General features: G+C 55.7%; 16 protein-coding genes and 1 pseudogene. 11 read left to right on the forward strand and 6 right to left on the reverse strand.

Annotated elements, in window-relative coordinates:
- Positions 1-75 precede the first annotated feature (75 nt).
- From ERD84_RS03020 to ERD84_RS03045, 6 genes are all read left to right on the forward strand, one after another.
- Positions 76-1275 carry an ABC transporter substrate-binding protein gene (locus ERD84_RS03020; protein ID WP_130038139.1) on the forward strand — a complete coding sequence of 400 codons (1200 nt, stop codon included), beginning with the start codon at positions 76-78 and terminating at the stop codon, positions 1273-1275.
- A 75-nt stretch (positions 1276-1350) separates the two neighbouring features.
- Positions 1351-2217, forward strand: a complete 867-nt coding sequence (locus ERD84_RS03025; protein ID WP_130038141.1) for a branched-chain amino acid ABC transporter permease — start codon at positions 1351-1353, stop codon at positions 2215-2217.
- A 10-nt stretch (positions 2218-2227) separates the two neighbouring features.
- Complete coding sequence (locus ERD84_RS03030; protein WP_130038144.1) at positions 2228-4009, forward strand: branched-chain amino acid ABC transporter ATP-binding protein/permease; 1782 nt, start codon at positions 2228-2230, stop codon at positions 4007-4009.
- Complete coding sequence (locus ERD84_RS03035; RefSeq protein ID WP_130038147.1) at positions 4002-4706, forward strand: ABC transporter ATP-binding protein; 705 nt, start codon at positions 4002-4004, stop codon at positions 4704-4706. The genes ERD84_RS03030 and ERD84_RS03035 overlap by 8 nt, the downstream gene beginning before the upstream one ends.
- A gap of 71 nt (positions 4707-4777) precedes the next feature.
- Complete coding sequence (locus tag ERD84_RS03040) at positions 4778-5776, forward strand: NAD(P)H-quinone oxidoreductase (RefSeq protein ID WP_130038148.1); 999 nt, start codon at positions 4778-4780, stop codon at positions 5774-5776.
- Positions 5776-6537, forward strand: a complete 762-nt coding sequence (locus ERD84_RS03045; RefSeq protein ID WP_371743141.1) for an SDR family NAD(P)-dependent oxidoreductase — start codon at positions 5776-5778, stop codon at positions 6535-6537. Before ERD84_RS03040 ends, ERD84_RS03045 begins: the two co-directional genes overlap by 1 nt.
- 41 nt (positions 6538-6578) lie before the next feature.
- On the opposite strand, the gene ERD84_RS03050 is transcribed toward ERD84_RS03045, so the two are convergent.
- Both ERD84_RS03050 and ERD84_RS03055 read right to left on the reverse strand, forming a co-directional pair.
- Positions 6579-7565, reverse strand: coding sequence for a quinone oxidoreductase family protein (locus tag ERD84_RS03050; RefSeq protein WP_130038152.1), 987 nt, complete (start codon positions 7563-7565; stop codon positions 6579-6581).
- 44 nt (positions 7566-7609) lie between these two features.
- Positions 7610-7915, reverse strand: coding sequence for a DUF1330 domain-containing protein (locus ERD84_RS03055; RefSeq protein WP_130038154.1), 306 nt, complete (start codon positions 7913-7915; stop codon positions 7610-7612).
- A 101-nt stretch (positions 7916-8016) separates the two neighbouring features.
- On the opposite strand from ERD84_RS03055, the gene ERD84_RS03060 reads away from it, so the two are divergent.
- The 4 genes from ERD84_RS03060 to ERD84_RS03075 all read left to right on the forward strand — a co-directional run bounded on the left by ERD84_RS03060 (position 8017) and on the right by ERD84_RS03075 (position 11908).
- Entirely contained in the window at positions 8017-8808 is a 792-nt protein-coding gene (locus tag ERD84_RS03060) for a 2-keto-4-pentenoate hydratase (RefSeq protein WP_130038155.1), read from the forward strand.
- 153 nt (positions 8809-8961) lie between these two features.
- On the forward strand, positions 8962-10287 hold the full coding sequence (locus tag ERD84_RS03065) for an NAD(P)-binding domain-containing protein (RefSeq protein WP_130038157.1): 1326 nt from the start codon (positions 8962-8964) through the stop codon (positions 10285-10287).
- On the forward strand, positions 10284-10940 hold the full coding sequence (locus ERD84_RS03070) for a TetR/AcrR family transcriptional regulator (protein ID WP_130038158.1): 657 nt from the start codon (positions 10284-10286) through the stop codon (positions 10938-10940). Before ERD84_RS03065 ends, ERD84_RS03070 begins: the two co-directional genes overlap by 4 nt.
- Positions 10937-11908 (forward strand): NAD-dependent epimerase/dehydratase family protein, encoded by a 972-nt coding sequence (locus tag ERD84_RS03075; protein ID WP_130038160.1) that lies wholly within the window; start codon positions 10937-10939, stop codon positions 11906-11908. Before ERD84_RS03070 ends, ERD84_RS03075 begins: the two co-directional genes overlap by 4 nt.
- A 47-nt stretch (positions 11909-11955) precedes the next feature.
- Here the strand turns inward: ERD84_RS03075 and ERD84_RS03080 are convergent, their stop codons facing one another.
- From ERD84_RS03080 to ERD84_RS03095, 4 genes and pseudogenes are all read right to left on the reverse strand, one after another.
- Complete coding sequence (locus ERD84_RS03080; protein WP_130038161.1) at positions 11956-13020, reverse strand: cyclase family protein; 1065 nt, start codon at positions 13018-13020, stop codon at positions 11956-11958.
- An 8-nt stretch (positions 13021-13028) separates the two neighbouring features.
- Positions 13029-13196 (reverse strand): annotated as a pseudogene (locus ERD84_RS03085) (IS3 family transposase); the annotation flags it as partial.
- Positions 13197-13349: 153 nt separating this feature from the next.
- On the reverse strand, positions 13350-13829 hold the full coding sequence (ssb, locus tag ERD84_RS03090; RefSeq protein ID WP_130038162.1) for a single-stranded DNA-binding protein: 480 nt from the start codon (positions 13827-13829) through the stop codon (positions 13350-13352).
- Between the two features lie 105 nt (positions 13830-13934).
- Positions 13935-15143, reverse strand: a complete 1209-nt coding sequence (locus ERD84_RS03095; protein WP_130038163.1) for an MFS transporter — start codon at positions 15141-15143, stop codon at positions 13935-13937.
- 145 nt (positions 15144-15288) lie between these two features.
- Here ERD84_RS03095 and uvrA point away from each other — a divergent pair, with 145 nt between their 5' ends.
- Positions 15289-18135 carry an excinuclease ABC subunit UvrA gene (gene uvrA, locus ERD84_RS03100; protein ID WP_130038164.1) on the forward strand — a complete coding sequence of 949 codons (2847 nt, stop codon included), beginning with the start codon at positions 15289-15291 and terminating at the stop codon, positions 18133-18135.
- Positions 18136-18149 lie beyond the last annotated feature (14 nt).

Raw genomic sequence — 18149 nt, forward strand, 5'->3', positions numbered from 1 at the left:
ATATATCATATATTTTCAGACAAGGATACAGACCTGATCCCCTGACACCCATACACTAAAGCAAGGAGCCTACATATGGTCAAGTTGAAGAAATTAGCGCTGGCATTCGCTGCTTGCGGCGTCCTCATGACGACCGCAGCCTCTGCCGAAGTCAAGGTTGGTGCGGTCTACCCATTCAGTGGCGCCCTTGCCTTGCTGGGTCAGGAAAGCTTCCGTGGCCTAGAGATCGCCGTCAACGAAATGAACAAGGCCGGCGGGCTCAACGGCGAACAGATCACCATCCTGAAAGCCGATGCGGTTGACCCGACGCAAGCCGTATCCGAAACCAAACGACTAACTTCTGAAGACGTTGCAGCGGTATTCGGCAGCTATGCCTCCGGTATTTCATATGCCGCAACACCCGTCACCGAGCTGGCTGGCATTCCCTACTTCGAGCTGGGGGCCACGGCGCACAAAATCACGACTCGCGGCTATAAGTATCTGTTCCGCAGCAATCCCAATACCGGCCTTTATGGCGTTTCGGTCGTCAACGCCCTGCATGAAACCATTGCCCCTGGCATGGGCATGAGCAAAGACGACATCGTCATCGGCATCATCCACGAAGACGGCCCTTACGGCACCGACGTAGGCGCCACCGAAAAAGCGCGCGCCAGTGAGTTGGGCTACAAAGTCGCCGAAGTTCTGCCTTATTCGGCTAAAACCGTCGATCTTTCCTCCTTGATACTTCGACTCAAGGGCGCTGGCGTCAATGTAGTGCTGCATACCGCATACCAGAACGATGCCATTTTGTTCTTCAGCCAGGCCAAAGCAGCTGGCTTCGATCCCAAAATCATCATTGGTGCGGGTGGCGGCTACTCGCTGGCCGATACAGCCAAGGCAGTCGGTCCCGACATGAATGGCGTGTTCGACCTCGATTTTCCGCAGGCATCCATCAACCCCGAAGGCGCCCCCGGACTCAAGGATTTCCTCAGTGCCTATAAAGCAGCCTATAACGCCGAGCCGCAATCCGGCCACAGCCTGGCCAACTATGTAGGCGCCAAAGCATTCCTCGAAGCCATGGCCAACGCAAAATCCACCGATCCCGACAAAATCCGCGAAGCCGTCCTGGCTTACAAAAAAGACGTCGGCACGACAGCCAATGGCTGGGCCTTTGACTTCGGCGAAGACGGACAGAACAATGCGTCCACCTTCTATCTCATGCAATGGCAAAAAGATGACCTGGTCACTATTGCCCCCGAGAACCTCGCTTTAGGCAAACCTGTTTTCAACAAGTAATAACGATCGCTGTTCTTTAAAAACACGGGCGTCCTGGCGGATGCCTGGTTTTTTCTTATTACTCAAGGTTGTGCCATGGATATCTTCATACAGTTGCTCATCAACGGATTGCTGCTGGGCGGCGCCTACACCATTATTAGCCTGGGCCTGACGCTGATTTTCGGTGTCGTGCGTGTTGTCAATTTCGCCCACGGCGATTTTTTGATGGTCGGCATGTATATGGTTTACCTGCTAGCCGCCAATTTTGGCATTCACCCTTACGTCGGCCTGATCCCCATCGCGGTCATTCTATTTGCCCTGGGCGCGCTCACACAAAAAGTCATCATCGAACCCTTGCTTAATTCTGACGAGCACATACAGATTTTTGCCACAGTCGGCTTATCCACGATTCTGCTGAACCTGGCACTGGTCCTGTTCGGCGCCAACGTGTTCCGGGCATCGGTCGAGACAGGCGTCACTCCCCTCAACATAGGCGGCTACACCATGGTGTCGGGCCAGATCATTACCTTTCTGATAGCCATCTGCCTGGCCGTACTGTTGCACCTGTTCATGCACCGCACCTACCTTGGTCGGGCGCTGCGCGCCGTGGCCCAACATCGTTACGCAGCCCTGCTGATGGGCGTAAACGTCAAGCATGTGTACATTGTGGCGTTTGGCCTGGGAACCGCTTTCGTGGGTATCGCCGCCGGCCTGCTGGCACCGCAGTATCCCGTCTTTCCTACTGTCGGCACTTACTTTGTACTGACCGCCTTCGTCATTGTGGTGCTCGGCGGCATGGGCAGCCTGTACGGCGCAGTCGCCGGCTCCATGATTATCGGCGTCATCGACACGCTGGCCGGCTACTACATTGCTCCCGACTTGAAAGAAGTCGTCTACTTCGGCATTTTCCTGCTGATACTCGTCGTCCGACCCAACGGCCTGTTTGGCTTTGGCACAGAATAAGGAGTGAGCCTTGTTTCCTGATTTTCGTAGTCCCAAGGCCTATGTCAGCGTTATTCTGATGGCCATCATGCTCTTGATCCCCGTGGTCATGGGCACGTCCTTCTGGACCAACCTTTTTGTACTGCTTTTTGTTTTCTCGGCGCTCTCTGTGGCCTGGAATATCGTGGGTGGTTACGCGGGCCAATTATCCCTCGGACATGCCGTGTTCTATGGCATAGGCGGCTACACCGCCACACTGCTTACCCAGAACTTCGGCATTACACCCTGGCTGGGCATGTTTGCCGGTGCCATTATTTCGGGCCTGGTCGCCGTCATCATCAGCTACCCTACCCTGCGCCTGAAGGGGCCTTTCTTCGCGTTGGCCACCATTGCCATTCTCGAAGTAGTGCGCCTGCTGGTCATCCACGAAGAAAGCTGGACAGGCGGCTCCAGTGGCATCAGCATCCCCCTGAGCATAGGCTGGACCTGGATTGTTTTCCGCGAAAAGATCAACTACGTCTACATCGCATTTTTCATTTTCGTCATGGTGGTGTGGGCCTCATGGTATGTGCGCAAATCACGCATGGGCCATTATCTGATCGCCATCCGCGAGCGCGAGGACGCCGCCAGGGCGGTCGGCATCGCAACGGCCAAAATAAAAATACGGGCCGCCGTGATTTCCGCCATGCTCACCAGCATTGTCGGTACCTTTCACATTACCTACCTTACTTTTGTCGACCCCGCCTCCGCCTTCTCGCTCGAGCTATCCATTCAAATAGCCATGTTCGCCCTGATCGGCGGACTGGGTACGATTTCGGGGCCTATTGCAGGAGCCTTCCTGGTGCTGCCCATTGCCGAGCTGGCGCGCGGCTGGCTCAGCAGCGTAGGTAATGGCATGCACGGACTGGTCTACGGCATTATCCTGGTTGTTGTCGTGCTCACCATTCCTCACGGGCTGGCAGGCGCATTCGGTCCACGTATAGAAAAGCTGCTGGCCAAACTGCCTTACCTGGGGATCCGTCCCGCCAAACTTGAACCCAAGCACGAGATGGCCAGCGGCCATGCCATCAACCCCGGGAAACCCGTGCTGAAAGCCGAGGGGCTATATAAAAACTTTGGTGGCCTGAAGGCCACCGACAATGTCTCCCTGGAGCTCTACCAGAACGAGATTCTGGCCATCATAGGTCCTAACGGTGCAGGCAAAACCACCGTATTCAATCAGATGTCGGGTTTTCTTAGGCCCGACAAAGGCACGGTCTCGCTGCTCGATCGGGACGGCAACTGGGTACACTGCAAGACACCCGACGAATTCGCCCACAAAGGCCTGGGCCGCACCTTCCAGACAGCCAAGCCGTTCACCGGCCTGACAGTACTCGAAAACATCATGCTCGGAGCCTTCATCGGCACCTCCAACCGTGATGAGGCCGAACAAATCGCTCTCGAGGTCGCCGAACAAACCGACTTGACCGGCCTCCTGCAAACCGAAGCCCGCAACCTGACGGTCGGAGGCATGAAGCGCCTGGAAATCGCCCGTGCACTGGCCATCCGTCCCAAGATCCTGCTGCTCGACGAGGTCATGGCCGGCCTGAATCCGGCCGACCTTGAAAAGGCGGTCATCATGCTGCGCCGAATCCGCGACTCGGGCGTATCCATCTTGCTTATCGAGCACATGATGCAGGCCACCATGGCCTTGTCTGACCGAATCATCGTCATCAACGAAGGCAAGGTCCTGGTCAGTGGACCACCCAAAGAAGTGGTCGAGAATCCGGCCGTTATCGAAGCATATCTGGGCAAGGAGTTCGCCGATGCTTAAAGTTTCCAATCTGCATTCCGGCTATGGCAAAACACAGGTGCTCAATGGTCTGGATTTTGAAGTCAACAAGGGCGAAATCGTTACCTTGATTGGGGCCAATGGTGCCGGCAAGACCACCACCCTGAAAACCCTATGCGGCGTTATTCCTGCCATGTCGGGAACCATAGAGTTCGAAGGCCGGGATCTAACCGGTCATACCACCTACGATGTGGTGGAAAGCGGTATCAGCATGATCCCTGAGGGCCGGCAGCTATTCCCCAACTTTACCGTCCGCGACAATCTCATCATGGGCTCGTTCAAGCGCTCAGCACGCCCCATCGTTCAGCAGAAGATGGACGAGGTTCTGCAAATCTTCCCGCGGGTCAAAGAACGCCTGGATCAGCTTGCCGGATCTTTATCCGGCGGAGAGCAGCAAATGGTGGCCATCGCCCGCGGCATGATGGCCAATCCCAAGCTGCTCATGTTCGATGAGCCCTCATTGGGGCTGTCGCCCATACTGGTGCAGCAAATGTTCGACATTGTGCGCGATATTACCAACCACGGCGTTACGGTTTTATTGGTCGAACAAAACGTATTCAAAACCCTGCGCCTGGCCGACCGCGGCTATGTCCTCGAAAACGGTGCCATCGTCATGACAGGCACCGGCGAGGAGCTGCTGGGCAACGCACACATCAAGAAAGCCTATCTCGGTCATTAATGCCAGTTAATTGTTAATGCTGCCAAAGGCGTCACCTTTGGCAGCCCCAGCATCAAGCGAGAAACAACATCATGTCTACATCATTCAAATTCATCGACCATGGGCAAGGCGGCGCAGCAAGCTGCATGCAGATCAGCGAACGGGAAATTCCACAGCCTGCCGGGCGGCAGGTCCTGATCGCCGTGCATTATGCCGGCGTGAATCGTCCCGACGTCCTGCAGCGCTCGGGGCTTTATCCACCTCCTCCGGGTGCATCACCCTATTTGGGTCTGGAAGTATCGGGCATCGTCACTGCCGTCGGCCCCGACGTGCAAGATCGCAAGATTGGCGACAAGGTCTGCGCGCTGACGCCTGGTGGCGGCTACGCCGAGTACTGTCTGGCCGACGAACGCCATTGCCTGCCTGTACCCAAAGGGATGGACATGGTCAGTGCCGCCTGTATTCCCGAGAACTACTTCACCGTCTGGACCAATGTCTTTGAACGCGGCCATCTGCGCAAAGGCGAAAAAATTCTGGTCCACGGCGGCTCCAGCGGCATAGGCCTGACGGCCATCCAGCTTGCCCACGCATTCGGCGCCGAAGTCTGGACCACTGTGGGCAACACTGAAAAAGCCCAAGCCTGCAAAAAAGCCGGCGCCTCACATACCATTCTGTACAAGGAACAAGACTTCAAGGAAGTCATCCTGAAAGACACCGACCGCTACGGCATGGACCTTATTCTTGATATGGTGGGCGGTGAATATATCAATCGCAATATCCACACCCTGGCGCTCAATGGTCGCCTGGTGCAAATCGCCTTTCTGCAAGGCAGCAAAGATCACATCGATGCCACGCCTTTGATGACCAAACGCCTGACCTTCACTGGCTCAACCCTGCGTCCTCGTAGCGACGAAGACAAAGGACAGATCGCCCAGGCCTTGATCGAACACGTCGTTCCGCTTATGGAGCAAGGGCGCTGTACTCCCATCATACATAGCGTATTCCCCATGCACGAGGCACAAAAGGCGCATGAGCTCATGGAAAGCAGCACGCATATCGGCAAGATTGCACTGAAGATCAAGGATGAATGATGAGATTCAGCAATAAGACCGCATTGGTCACCGGTGCCGTGGGTGGCATAGGATCAGCCATCGTCAGGGCGCTGGTCGCCGAGGGCGCCAGCGTAGGCATGGTCGACACCAATGCAGTGGCAGGCCAGGCCCTGGGAGCAGAGCTGACAGCCGCGGGCCACAAAGTGTTTTATGTCAGTGCCGATGTCGGTCAGTTTGCCGAATGCGAAGCGGCCGTTTCCGCCATCAAGACAAAGTTGGGCACCATCGACATCCTGGTCAATAACGTAGGCATCTCACCCAAGCAAAATGGCAAGGCGCTTAAAGTATGGGAAATGCCGCCCCAGGAATGGGACACCGTGATGTCGGTCAACCTGAACAGCGCCTTCTACATGACCCGTCTGGTTACACCAGACATGATCCAGAAGCGCGACGGCCGCATCATCAATATGTCGTCCGTGGCCGGCAAAGCCTACTGCGATATTGTCGCCGCGCATTATGCGGCCACCAAGGCAGCCCTGATCGGTGCCACCCGCCACTGGGCCGCCGACTTGGGAGAATACAACATTACTGTCAATGGCCTGGCGCCAGGACGCATCAGCACTCCACTGCTGAAAATGGTGTCACAAGAAACCAACGATGCCGTGGCCCAGGTCACGGCCTTGAAACGCCTGGGTACACCTGAAGAGGTAGCCGACGCCTGCGTCTTTTTCGCATCGGATCAGGCCCGCTTCGTCACGGGCCAGATCCTGGATGTGGCAGGCGGATGGCTGATGACTTGAGTCAGGGGGTGAATGCAATCGCTCCCTGGGGCTCAAGCCCATTACGGAACAAGCACAGTAGAGCCCACAGTGCCTCTGCTTGCCAGCGCTTCGTGCGCCTTGCCAGCATCACGCAAGGCAAAGGTTTGCCCCACCGTAAGCTGAATAGCACCACTGGCCATGAGTTCAAAAAGCGCAGCCGCACCTTCCTGAAAATCAGACGCCTCGGCAGTGTAATGCGAAATCGTCGGACGTGTAATAAAGAGCGAGCCTCGATTACGCAGTGCCGGCAATGACACCGGCTCTATATCGCCAGACGCCCAGCCATACGACACCATCAGGCCGAAGCGAGCCAGACAATCCAGCGAGGCTTCAAAGGTATCCTTGCCTACGCTATCGAAGACGATACTGACGCCTCTGCCGTCCGTTAAGACCTTGACCCGCTCGACAAAATCTTCGCTTGATGAGTCTATGGCGTGCGCGCAGCCATTTTGCAGCGCCAAACGCTGTTTGTCAGCGCCGCGCACCACGCCAATCACCGTGGCGCCCAGATGCTTGAGCCACTGTGCCAGAATCAGGCCTACACCTCCTGCCGCAGCGTGCACCAGAACCGTATCGCCCATAGCGATGGGCTTCATGCGCGTAGCCAGGTACCAAGCCGTCAATCCTCGGAACAAGGCGCCTGCAGCCACCTCAGGTGCCAGCGACTGATCGGGCAATCGAAAGGCGCGATCTGCAGGGATGTTGCGATACTCCGCGTACGCACCCGCCACAGAGTGGCTGTATGCAACGCGGTCTCCCACCTCCAGGCCCGTGACCTGTTTACCTTTAGCCACGACCTTACCGACGGCACTGAAACCCAGGCCTGTTGGCAAAGGCAAGCCCATGGAGCCCTTGCGTATCTGGATATCGATAAAGTCGACGCTGATCGCCTCTTGCTGCAATGAAACTTCATCATCAGCCGGGGCCGACAGCGTTTCCTGCACCCACTCAATGGCAGACGGGCCACCGGGTTCATTGACGATGCATTTGCCAAAGACCGTGCTCATTATTTCTCCTGTGCTTTATTTGGAATGCCTGTCAACATCAATAATCAGGGCGCGACGCCATCCAAAAGATAAAGATGGGCACTGGCCGAATCAAACCGGTACTGAATGATGTCCTGATAATCCTTGGAATAGTAGAATTCGCGCGCTTTTTCAGGACTGTCAAACTCAATGAACACGATACGCTTGACCTTGCGCCCCCCTTCGATCACCTCGGGGTCATCCTGCGCGACAAGAAATTTTGCGTCGTACTGCTCGAGCACCGGCTTGACCCGAGGCATATATTCACTAAAAAAATAGCTTGAGTCATTAACCGCCAACTCGGCATAGATATAGCCTTTTTGCCCGGACATATTGTGAGTCTCCTTAATGATATAAATCTATTATTGATTGATCATACCCAAAGAGACAAGCAAGGCATCCTTAACCGCCTGCTTTTTTAGGAGAACAGCGAATGCAAGAAAGCGAAGTAGCCCGTCAGGCGGCAGCCAGCCTGAGCGCGCATTGGCGTAACGGCAAGCACCTTGAGCAGCTGCCCATGGGTCTAAGACCCCGCAATCGTAAAGAAGGGTATGCCATTCAGTCATGGTGGACGCACGAGCTTGGCCAGGACATCGCCGGCTGGAAAATCGCTGCCACCAGTGCAGCCGGGCAGCGTCACATTGGGGTAAGCGGCCCGTTGGCAGGGCCTGTTTTTGCGGGCAAGATGTTGAGCGATGGCGCAGGGATTTCACTAGCAGGCAATCGCATGTGTGTGGCCGAGGGTGAGTTCGTTTTCATGATGGGGCAAACGCTGCCGTTTCAATCCAAGCCCTACACGCGAGAAGAAGTACTGGCGGCAGTAAGCGCCATCCATCCCGGCATCGAGATACCCAACTCACGCTTCCTGAATTTTGAAGATGCCGGAGAAGCGCAGCTTATTGCCGATTGCGCCTGCTCCCATCAGATGGTGCTAGGCGCGGCCGCCACTGATATCGGCGCAATTGATGGACTGATCAACCTTCCTGTACAGGCATCCGTGAACGATGGACGCCAATTCACAGGTAGCGGTGCCAATGTGCTGGGTGATCCCATCATCGCCCTGTGCTGGTTGGCGAACGAGTTGCGAGAAAATCAACTAGCCTTGAAGCAAGGACAATTTGTGACTACTGGGTCCTGCGTTGCGCCCATTCCAGTGGCTCCCGGGCAGCGCGTCTCTATGGACTTCGGCTGGGTGGGAAGTATAAGCGCGAGCTTTATTGAATAGGCAAACTCCGGCCCAATAGTATGTGTGCCCGGTATGTGCAGTAAGCAACCGAACTCCACCCGGCAATCGTCTTTTCGCCACGATTGAGGGGCTTGCATGACGTCAACATACTGAGTAGTATGTTGGCTCTTTGCTATGTTAAACGGAAAGAGTATGGATACTGCCCGTCCGGGACCTAACGCCAACACCCTGCTACCTGTTTGCATCATCGGAGCAGGGTCTTCGGGAGTTGCTGCGGCCAAAGCATTAAAAGAAAAAGGCGTGGCATTCGAATGTTATGAAATAGGCTCCAACATAGGCGGGATGTGGCGCTACCAGAATGATAACGGGCGGTCCTCGGCGTACCGCAGTCTTCATATCGATACAAGCCGCAAAAATCTGGGCTATTCCGACTTTCCCATCCCCGATCACTATCCTGACTTCCTCTCCCACTTCGAGGTGCTTGAGTACCTGGAAAGTTATGCGAAGCATTTCGAGGTGATGGAACACATTCAGTTCAAAACGCGCGTAGAGCGGATCGAACCGAAAGACGACACCTGGCTTGTCACGCTCGGTGATGGTACTCAAAAGCGCTACCGCGCCGTGCTCGTGGCGAACGGGCATCTTTGGGACCCACGAACCGCGCAGTTCGATGGCCATTTCAATGGCGAGCAACTGCATTCACACTATTACAAAACCTCCGAGCCATTCAAAGATAAAAATGTTTTGGTCGTCGGCATTGGCAATTCAGCAGTCGACATTGCCGTTGACGTTTGCAAGGGGGCCAAAAGTACGCTGCTGTCCACGCGTCGCAGTGCATGGATCATGCCGAAATACTTCATGGGCTATCCAATGGACCAGGTTTCCTCGTACATTGCCAGAACATTCCGCCTATCTACCCGGCGCACCCGTTCGATCATGCAGCGGCTAGCCTATCTTGTAACCGGTGATCAAACACGATTCGGCATCCCTCGGCCCAAACATGAAATCTGGCGAGAACACGCAACCTTGAGCCAGGAACTCATTCCCTATTGCGGTCATGGCTGGATACGCGTAAAGCCCAACATCAAACAGTTGCTGGGCACACACGTACAGTTTGAAGACGAAACAACTGAGCCGGTTGATGTGATCATTCAGGCGACAGGCTACAAAACCACTTTCCCATTCCTCGACCGTTCCCTGTTCGAAGTTAAAGACGGCAAGGTCGAGTTGTATCGTCGCATGTTGCCAGTCGACCTCCCTGGCTTGTACATGGTCGGCCTGGTCCAGCCCATAGGCCCAACCATCCCCTTGGTAGAGGTACAGGCACGTTGGCTTGCATCCGTGCTTTCCGGCGAAACAACCTTGCCCTCGCGGTCGGTTATGCAGGAAGAAATCAAAACACACAACGACGAGATCGCACGTCAATACGTAGGTTCGGCGCGCTATACGCTAGAAGTAGATTTTCGGACCTATGCAAAACAGCTGAGCCGCGACATGCAATCTGGGGTCGCTAAATGAGCACTGAACTCACGCCCCAGCAGGAAATTCTGCAGTTAGCCGCCGAGTGCTTTATGGAGCAAGGCTTCAATGCAACTAGCATTGATGACGTCGCTCGCCGCATGCATGCCACCAAAGGACGAATCTACCATTACTATGCATCGAAGACCGACTTGTTTTTCGAGATTCATCGCGAAGGCATGAGCCGCTTGTTTGCTGCTGTCTTGCCTGCTCAAAGAACGGCCGGTAACGGCATCACCGTGCTTGCTGCCATGCTGCACGCACACGCTCTGGCCCTGTTTGAGCATCACGCATTCGAAAGCGTAGTCGTCCAGGGCGTACAACTGCATCGCTATGGTGCACTCACACCAGGCCAACGCAAGGTGCTGGACGAGTTAATAGCAAGCCGGGATCGGTTCGAGCAGCTCTTTAAAGATCAAACCCATCTTGCCAAGGCAGATGGATCAGTGGGTGATTTAAATACTTCGATAGCCGTCAAGACCATGCTGGGCGGCCTGCAATGGGCATTGATTTGGTATCGACCTGAAAAAGACGGCAGCATCGAAAACCGTAGATACCTGGCCGATCAAATGGTCAGCACTCTTGTTCACGGGCTGCAATCGCGCAACCCGGGTTCCACCCCCATCCATTTGAAAGCAAAGAATCAATCATGAGAATATTAGTACTTGGTGCGTCCGGCTTTATTGGCACACGCTTGGTTCAAGAGTTGGCGCGAGCATACCCGGAGGCTCAGATTATCGCGAGCGATTTACGTGCGGAGGCTTCTGATGCCGCCTTCAGGCTTGACAATGTCACGTTCGTCGCCGGCGACATCCTTGATCCACAGCTGTTTGAAAGCCTTTTCAGGCATCCTATCGACGCGGTATTCCATCTTGCAGCGGCACTGACCCTGGTTGCGGAAAACTCATTTGAACGCGGCATGGACATTAACATTCACGCCTTGATACGACTACTGGAAGCGTGCCGCTTGCAGGGCAATTCACCTAAGTTGATATTTGCCAGTTCGGTATCCACATTCGGCGGCGAGCTGCCAGAAACTGTTGATGACTATGTGCGGCAGACTCCGCAGACCTCTTACGGAGCGCACAAGGTCATTGGCGAACAGCTGATTAACGACTATTCAAGGCGCGGGTATCTGGACGGGCGCTCGCTGCGCTTGCCGATTGTTCTTACCCATCCTGGGCCGCCCACCGCCAGTGTTTCAGACAGGATCGCTTCCCTGATTCGCGAACCGCTAAGCGGACAACACACCGTCTGCACGATTCATCCCGATACCGCATTGGCCGTCGCTTCCGTCGATACCGTGGTACGCAGCATGCTGAAGCTGCTCACGGTTCCTGCCCATGCATTTCCCGAGACGCGGGCGCTGAACTTGCCGGCCCTTACCGTTACGCCGCAACAAATTACCGATGCTGTTGTCCACCGACTTGCACCAGACACAAGCATGCCAATTGAATGGGACAAGGACCCGGTACTGCAAAATGTCGTAGATAGCTGGCCATCGCACTTTTCCTCTAAAAAAGCGCTGGAACTAGGGCTTGAGCCAGATTCCACGGTCGATGCCATCATCGACGCCTTTCTCGATGATTATTCATTCAGGCAGAAAATAAACATCCCGTAAGACTAAGCGACGGCCCCGGATAAAGCCTCAGGCCGTCGGAATCATTTTTATGCTGTGGCTACCGGCGTCACGGGCGAAGCAAATGCCCCCGGCAGCCTTAAAGGGGGCGCAGTCAGTAAAAATCGATAACGGCCCCGCGCCCGTAGCCAATTTGCCAATGGTGTCAGTTGCCACAACTCGCCCAGGTGAACGCCTAGTTTGAACAAACAGTGTTCATGCAGCGGTAAAGCCGCACAGCATGCATCGCCACCCTGTGCCGGAAATGCTTCGACTGCGTAGTTATCGGCAGCGATCGCCGCCAAACCGCTATCAGTAATCCACTGCAAAAGACGCGAATCACGGCCGTCCAAACCGGCGCAGCTGTGATGCAGTACCGCAGGATCAGGTTGCTTGTTCATACCCAGCACAAGGTCTGCAAAGCCAGTATGCAAACAAACAATGTCGCCGGGTTCAATCTCGATGCCATCTGTATCGAGCACGCGCATCATCTCGTCGTAGCCGATCAAAGTAGGTGCGTCACCATAATGCGCACGCAAATCGATCATTGCAGCGCGCCCTTGCACACAGGTGCTGGCCATATGCTCAATACCAAGCGCCTTGGCGCAAGAAGTACTGTGACTCGATATGCTGTCGTTGAGCCCGGCGTCAGCGACCTCGCTTGGCCCGATCAAGTCTTCGCCGGCGACAAAACCGTTGTAATAGACGGGCTGTTTAACCCCATCACCGTGTACGTCAAACATTGAACCGACGTGCGCCAAGCCGTCCCATTGCGTTGAGTATTGCAGATGGAGAATCGCCAGGTCATCAGACAATACATCTGTCCGGCCTGGATCGAGCTCGCCCAGCAGGCAGTTCACATTTACTTTGCCCCGGCGCAATGTCGGACGCAGAATAGGTGGCTGCCGATTCGGATTGAGCCCCGTACCCCCCGGGTAATCCAATGGAAGGCTAAGACAAAAGGATTTGCCTTCCTTGACCTCGGACAGGCCTTGCTTGAGCTTTTCCGGAGTAATGAGATTGAGTCGGCCAAGCTGGTCATCCGGGCCGAAGTCTCCCCAATTTGAGCCTTCAGGGCGTTGTGTCCATCTAGGATTGTTCACGTTTGGTTCCATGAGTCTTGTTAGTTGGCTGCCTCAGAAAAGTATTGCCGTTCGTAGTTTACCGGCGAAAGGTTCGCGGCATGACTATGTCGACGAATTGGGTTGTGGAATATTTCGATGTAGGCAAAGCTATCTTGGTGTGCCAGTTCTCTGGTTTTGTAGATTTTGCGCTTGATGCGTTCGCGTCTTTGCTCATGCGCGAATCCATCTCATCGATTCACTACCGAAGAGCAGCTACGTCAAGATTCTCAAGAATGCACTACGCGAACTGCACAAGCAATAAAAGCCCGGTAAACATTGTTTACCGGGCTTTTATTTACAGTCCTATATAGGTATAGCCCCTAGAACGGAATATCGTCATCCATATCGGCCAGGTTTGCCGCAGGCGATGCCTGGGGTGCAGCCGGACGCGGCTGGGCCGGACGCTGGCTGCGTTGCGGCGCAGCCGCCTGGTTGTATTCGGCACCGCCGCCCATGTCGTCGTTGCGGCCGCCCAGCATTTGCATTTGATCGGCAACGATATCGGTACTGTAACGATCGGCACCGGTGTCTTTATCTTGCCATTTACGGGTTTTCAGGCGGCCCTCTACATACACGGAACGACCTTTTTTAAGGTATTCACCGGCTATTTCGGCCAGACGGTTGTAAAACACCACGCGATGCCATTCGGTTTCTTCGCGCTTTTCGCCCGAGGCCTTGTCTTTCCAGGTGCTGGTGGTGGCAATGGAGACGTTGCAAATGGCCGCCCCATCTGGGCTGTAACGGACTTCGGGGTCTCGTCCCAGGTTGCCGACGAGAATAACTTTGTTGACTGAGGCCATGACAATACCCTTAAACTTAAAAATTCACATTAGCGTCATTATCGACGAATTATCTGGCAGCGGCCAGTCTGAGCCGTAGAAATGCGTAAGCATAAAACTGTCCGCTCAGGTTTGATCCTTGAAGCCTCGCGCCGTCAGAAACCACACAAACGCCAAAGCCGATGCCAGTAAAAAGACGGCAGACGGACGATTCAGCGAAGCCAGCAACCCGCCAATAACGCCTCCCAGGAACACTCCCAGCGACTGCGCCGTATTGTAAAAACCCAATGCCAGCCCTTTGAACTCAGGTGGCGCTACTCGCGAAACCAGAGACGGCTGCAAGGCTTCGAGAATATTGAAAGCAATGAAAAAACCTACCAGCATTACAACGGTGGCAAAGAAGCTGGCGCTGGCCAGAGGCATCAGCGCCAGCACCACGACCAGACCTGCGACCGCAACCTCAAGTGCCACCTTGTGCATGCGCCGCGTTTCAGTGTAGAAAACAGCGGGCACCATCAATACAAACGATACCAGGATCACCGGCAAATAGACTTCCCACAAATTAGCCGAATCGTAGTGTCCCAGCGTGGCTAGCAACCCAGGCATGACGATGAACAACGCCATCAGAATGAAGTGCAGGCAGAAAACACCAAAGTTCAGCCGCAGCAGGTCGACATGAGCCAATACGTCACGCGGACGGGCCTGGACAATAGGCGCCTTGGCCTGGGGCACCGAGGGCACCACAAAGCTGGCAATCAGCAGGCACACGAAGCCCAATAAACTGATGGCCCAGAATAGGCCCGACAAGCCGAACTCGCCCACCAGCACGGGCGACAGCACCAGCGAGACGGCAAACGAAATGCCTATGGAACCGCCCACCATGGCCATGGCGCGCGTGCGGACCTCGGGTCGGGTCGCGTCAGCTACCCAGGCAGTGATGGCGGCCGACACGGCACCCAGGCCTTGTATGACGCGACCAACGATGATCCAGTCTATGTTCTCAGCCAGGGCACAAATCACGCCGCCCACAATGAAAAGCAACATGCCAAAAATGATGACCGGACGGCGCCCCCAGCGGTCAGACGCCATGCCCAGGGGAATCTGCAAAATGGCCTGCGTCAGGCCGTATGCTCCCAGCGCCAATCCGACCTTGGCCGCATCATTGCCACCAGGCAAGGTCTGGGCCGCCACCGCGAAAATCGGTGTCAGCAGGAACAAGCCCAGCATGCGTGAGGCGAAAAGCAGCGCCAGCGTAACGCTGGCGCGCCGTTCTGTGGGCGTGAGCTTCAGTTTGGCTCTGGAGGACTGGCCGGGACGGGCTACGGGAATGCTCATAAAAACTCGGTGGCTATAAAAAGCTTGCGGATACCGCATTATCGCAAGTTGCCATAAAACGGTCAGCGCATGGAAATGGGCTGCGCGTTATAGTAGCAAGTTGGCCTTCGAAAGGCCTAGTAATCTTCATATACGATAAAAGCTTATGGAAGCGATACGCATCCGGGGCGCCCGAACGCATAATCTTAAAAATATTTCTGTCGATTTGCCACGCCACAAGCTGGTGGTGGTGACGGGGCTGTCTGGCTCCGGAAAGTCATCGCTGGCTTTCGACACTTTGTATGCCGAAGGCCAAAGGCGCTACGTGGAAAGCCTGTCGGCCTATGCCCGTCAGTTTCTGCAGCTGATGGACAAACCCGATGTCGACCTGATCGAGGGTTTATCGCCGGCAATTTCCATTGAGCAAAAATCTGCCGGACACAATCCGCGCTCGACCGTGGGCACGATTACTGAAATTCACGACTATCTGCGGCTATTGTACGCGCGGGTAGGTACGCCCTATTGCCCCGAACACGGCCTGCCGCTACAGGCTCAAAGCGTCAGCCAGATGGTGGACAAGGTCCTGGGTTGGACGCCAGATACCCGACTTGCCATCCTGGCACCCCTGGCTCGTTCACGCAAGGGCAGCTTCGAAGAAGAATGCGCCAGCTTGCAAGCCCAGGGCTTTGTACGGCTGCGTGTGAATGGTGAAATGGTGTCCATCGACACCCTCGGTCCATTGAAAAAAACCGGCAAACACGATTTCGATGTGGTGGTGGACCGTTTGCGTATCAAACCGGAAAGCCAGCAGCGTCTGGCGGAAAGCTTTGAAACAGCGCTCAAGCTGGCCGAAGGGCGGGTCATTGCCCTGAACATGGATACCGACGAAGAACATGCGTTTTCCAGCCGCTATGCCTGCCCGGTCTGTCATCACAGCCTGACCGAACTTGAACCCCGCCTTTTCAGCTTCAATAATCCGGTGGGAGCCTGTCCCAGTTGCGATGGCCTGGGCTGCGTAGACTTCTTCGATCCCAAGCGTGTGGTGGCCTTTCCCGAGCTTAGCCTGGCCAGCGGTGCAGTCAATGGCTGGGATCGCCGCAACGCTTTTACGCATACGCTGCTTACCAGCCTGGCAGCCCATTACGATTTTGATATCGACACTCCTTTCGAAGCCCTGTCGCCTGAAATCCGCGAGCGCGTCCTATACGGTTCCGGAGATGATGAGATTTCATTTCTGTATTTGAACGAAAAGGGTCGTACCACCGTCAAGAAGCACGCTTTCGAAGGGATTATTCCCAATCTGGAGCGGCGCTGGCACGAAACCGACTCCAGCGCAGTGCGCGAAGAATTGGGCAAGTACCGGCACACCAAGGTCTGTCCCGACTGCCACGGGTCGCGCCTGCGCACCGAGGCGCGTCACGTACTGATAGGCAACGAACCTGGCGAAGCCGAGCGACGCGGCCGGGCCATTTACGAGGTCGAAGCGCTGTCGCTGTCAGCCTGTCTGACCTGGTTCCAGGAGCTGGCACTGACCGGCGCCAAGAAGGAAATCGCCGATCGCATCGTACGCGAGATCGAAGCGCGCCTGCAGTTCCTGAATAATGTTGGACTGAGCTATCTGTCGCTGGATCGCAGCGCAGACACGATCTCGGGTGGCGAGGCGCAGCGCATACGGCTGGCCAGCCAGATCGGCTCGGGCCTTACTGGCGTCATGTATGTGTTGGACGAGCCCTCTATCGGCCTGCACCAGCGTGACAACGACAGGCTGATTCAAACCTTGCAGCATCTGCGCGACCTCGGTAACAGCGTGATTGTGGTCGAGCATGATGAAGACATGATTCGTTCGGCCGACTTTGTGCTGGACATGGGACCAGGCGCGGGCGAACACGGTGGCCGTATTGTGGCCCAGGGCGCCCCCCAAGAGCTGGCCGCCAATGAGCAGTCACTCACTGGCCAATATTTAAGCGGCAGCCGGCGTATCGCCATTCCGGTCCGCCGCCCCGTCACACCTGACTTGCCGCGCCTGGAACTGAAAGGCTGTCGCGGCAACAATCTGAAGTCCGTGGATCTGACCATACCGTCGGGGCGCCTGGTATGCATTACCGGCGTCTCGGGCTCAGGCAAATCCACGCTGATCAACGACACGCTGGCTACTGCCGTGGCACAAAGGCTGCATCGTGCACAGACCGAGCCCGCTCCTCACGACAGTCTTGAGGGTCTGGAGCATTTCGACAAAATCATCAATGTCGATCAAAGCCCCATAGGCCGCACGCCACGCAGCAATCCAGCCACCTATACGGGTATGTTCACACCCATACGCGAGCTGTTTGCCGGTGTGCCCGAGTCACGCACGCGCGGCTATGATCCCGGCCGATTTTCCTTCAATGTAAAAGGCGGCCGCTGCGAGGCCTGCCAGGGCGATGGCGTGGTCAAGGTAGAAATGCACTTCCTGCCCGATATGTACGTACCTTGCGACGTTTGCGGCGGCAAGCGCTATAACCGCGAAACACTCGACATACGCTATCGCGGCCGCAGCATCAGCGAGGTATTGGAGCTGACCGTAGAGCAGGCCTTGGGCTACTTCGAGGCGGTGCCTAGCGTATCGCGCAAGCTGCATACTTTGATGGACGTGGGCCTGTCTTATCTGCGCCTGGGCCAAAGCGCCACGACACTATCAGGAGGCGAGGCGCAGCGCGTCAAGCTGTCGCTGGAGCTGTCCAAACGCAGCACCGGACGCACCTTGTACATCCTGGACGAGCCCACGACCGGCCTGCATTTTCAGGACATTGCCCTGCTGCTCGATGTATTGCGCAAGCTGGTCGATGGCGGAAATACCGTCGTCATCATCGAGCATAATCTGGATGTCATCAAGACGGCCGACTGGCTGATAGACATGGGCCCGGAAGGCGGCAATGGCGGAGGCCAGATTGTTGCCCAGGGGACACCCGAAGAGATTGCCGCCGTACCAGCCAGCTACACCGGGCGCTACCTGAAGCCGCTGCTGCAAAAATAAAGAAGCTTGCCTGC

Origin of the sequence: Pollutimonas harenae (assembly GCF_004153685.1) — a bacterium.
GTDB lineage: Bacteria > Pseudomonadota > Gammaproteobacteria > Burkholderiales > Burkholderiaceae_B > Pusillimonas_C > Pusillimonas_C harenae.

Bases quoted from the DNA above. Each gene is read 5' to 3' on its own strand.
- ERD84_RS03020 (WP_130038139.1), top strand. From the start codon at position 76: ATGGTCAAGTTGAAGAAATTAGCGCTGGCATTCGCTGCTTGCGGCGTC.
- ERD84_RS03025 (WP_130038141.1), top strand. From the start codon at position 1,351: ATGGATATCTTCATACAGTTGCTCATCAACGGATTGCTGCTGGGCGGC.
- ERD84_RS03035 (WP_130038147.1), top strand. From the start codon at position 4,002: ATGCTTAAAGTTTCCAATCTGCATTCCGGCTATGGCAAAACACAGGTG.
- ERD84_RS03040 (WP_130038148.1), top strand. From the start codon at position 4,778: ATGTCTACATCATTCAAATTCATCGACCATGGGCAAGGCGGCGCAGCA.
- ERD84_RS03045 (WP_371743141.1), top strand. From the start codon at position 5,776: ATGAGATTCAGCAATAAGACCGCATTGGTCACCGGTGCCGTGGGTGGC.
- ERD84_RS03050 (WP_130038152.1), bottom strand. From the start codon at position 7,565: ATGAGCACGGTCTTTGGCAAATGCATCGTCAATGAACCCGGTGGCCCG.
- ERD84_RS03055 (WP_130038154.1), bottom strand. From the start codon at position 7,915: ATGTCCGGGCAAAAAGGCTATATCTATGCCGAGTTGGCGGTTAATGAC.
- ERD84_RS03060 (WP_130038155.1), top strand. From the start codon at position 8,017: ATGCAAGAAAGCGAAGTAGCCCGTCAGGCGGCAGCCAGCCTGAGCGCG.
- ERD84_RS03065 (WP_130038157.1), top strand. From the start codon at position 8,962: ATGGATACTGCCCGTCCGGGACCTAACGCCAACACCCTGCTACCTGTT.
- ERD84_RS03070 (WP_130038158.1), top strand. From the start codon at position 10,284: ATGAGCACTGAACTCACGCCCCAGCAGGAAATTCTGCAGTTAGCCGCC.
- ERD84_RS03075 (WP_130038160.1), top strand. From the start codon at position 10,937: ATGAGAATATTAGTACTTGGTGCGTCCGGCTTTATTGGCACACGCTTG.
- ERD84_RS03080 (WP_130038161.1), bottom strand. From the start codon at position 13,020: ATGGAACCAAACGTGAACAATCCTAGATGGACACAACGCCCTGAAGGC.
- ssb (WP_130038162.1), bottom strand. From the start codon at position 13,829: ATGGCCTCAGTCAACAAAGTTATTCTCGTCGGCAACCTGGGACGAGAC.
- ERD84_RS03095 (WP_130038163.1), bottom strand. From the start codon at position 15,143: ATGAGCATTCCCGTAGCCCGTCCCGGCCAGTCCTCCAGAGCCAAACTG.
- uvrA (WP_130038164.1), top strand. From the start codon at position 15,289: ATGGAAGCGATACGCATCCGGGGCGCCCGAACGCATAATCTTAAAAAT.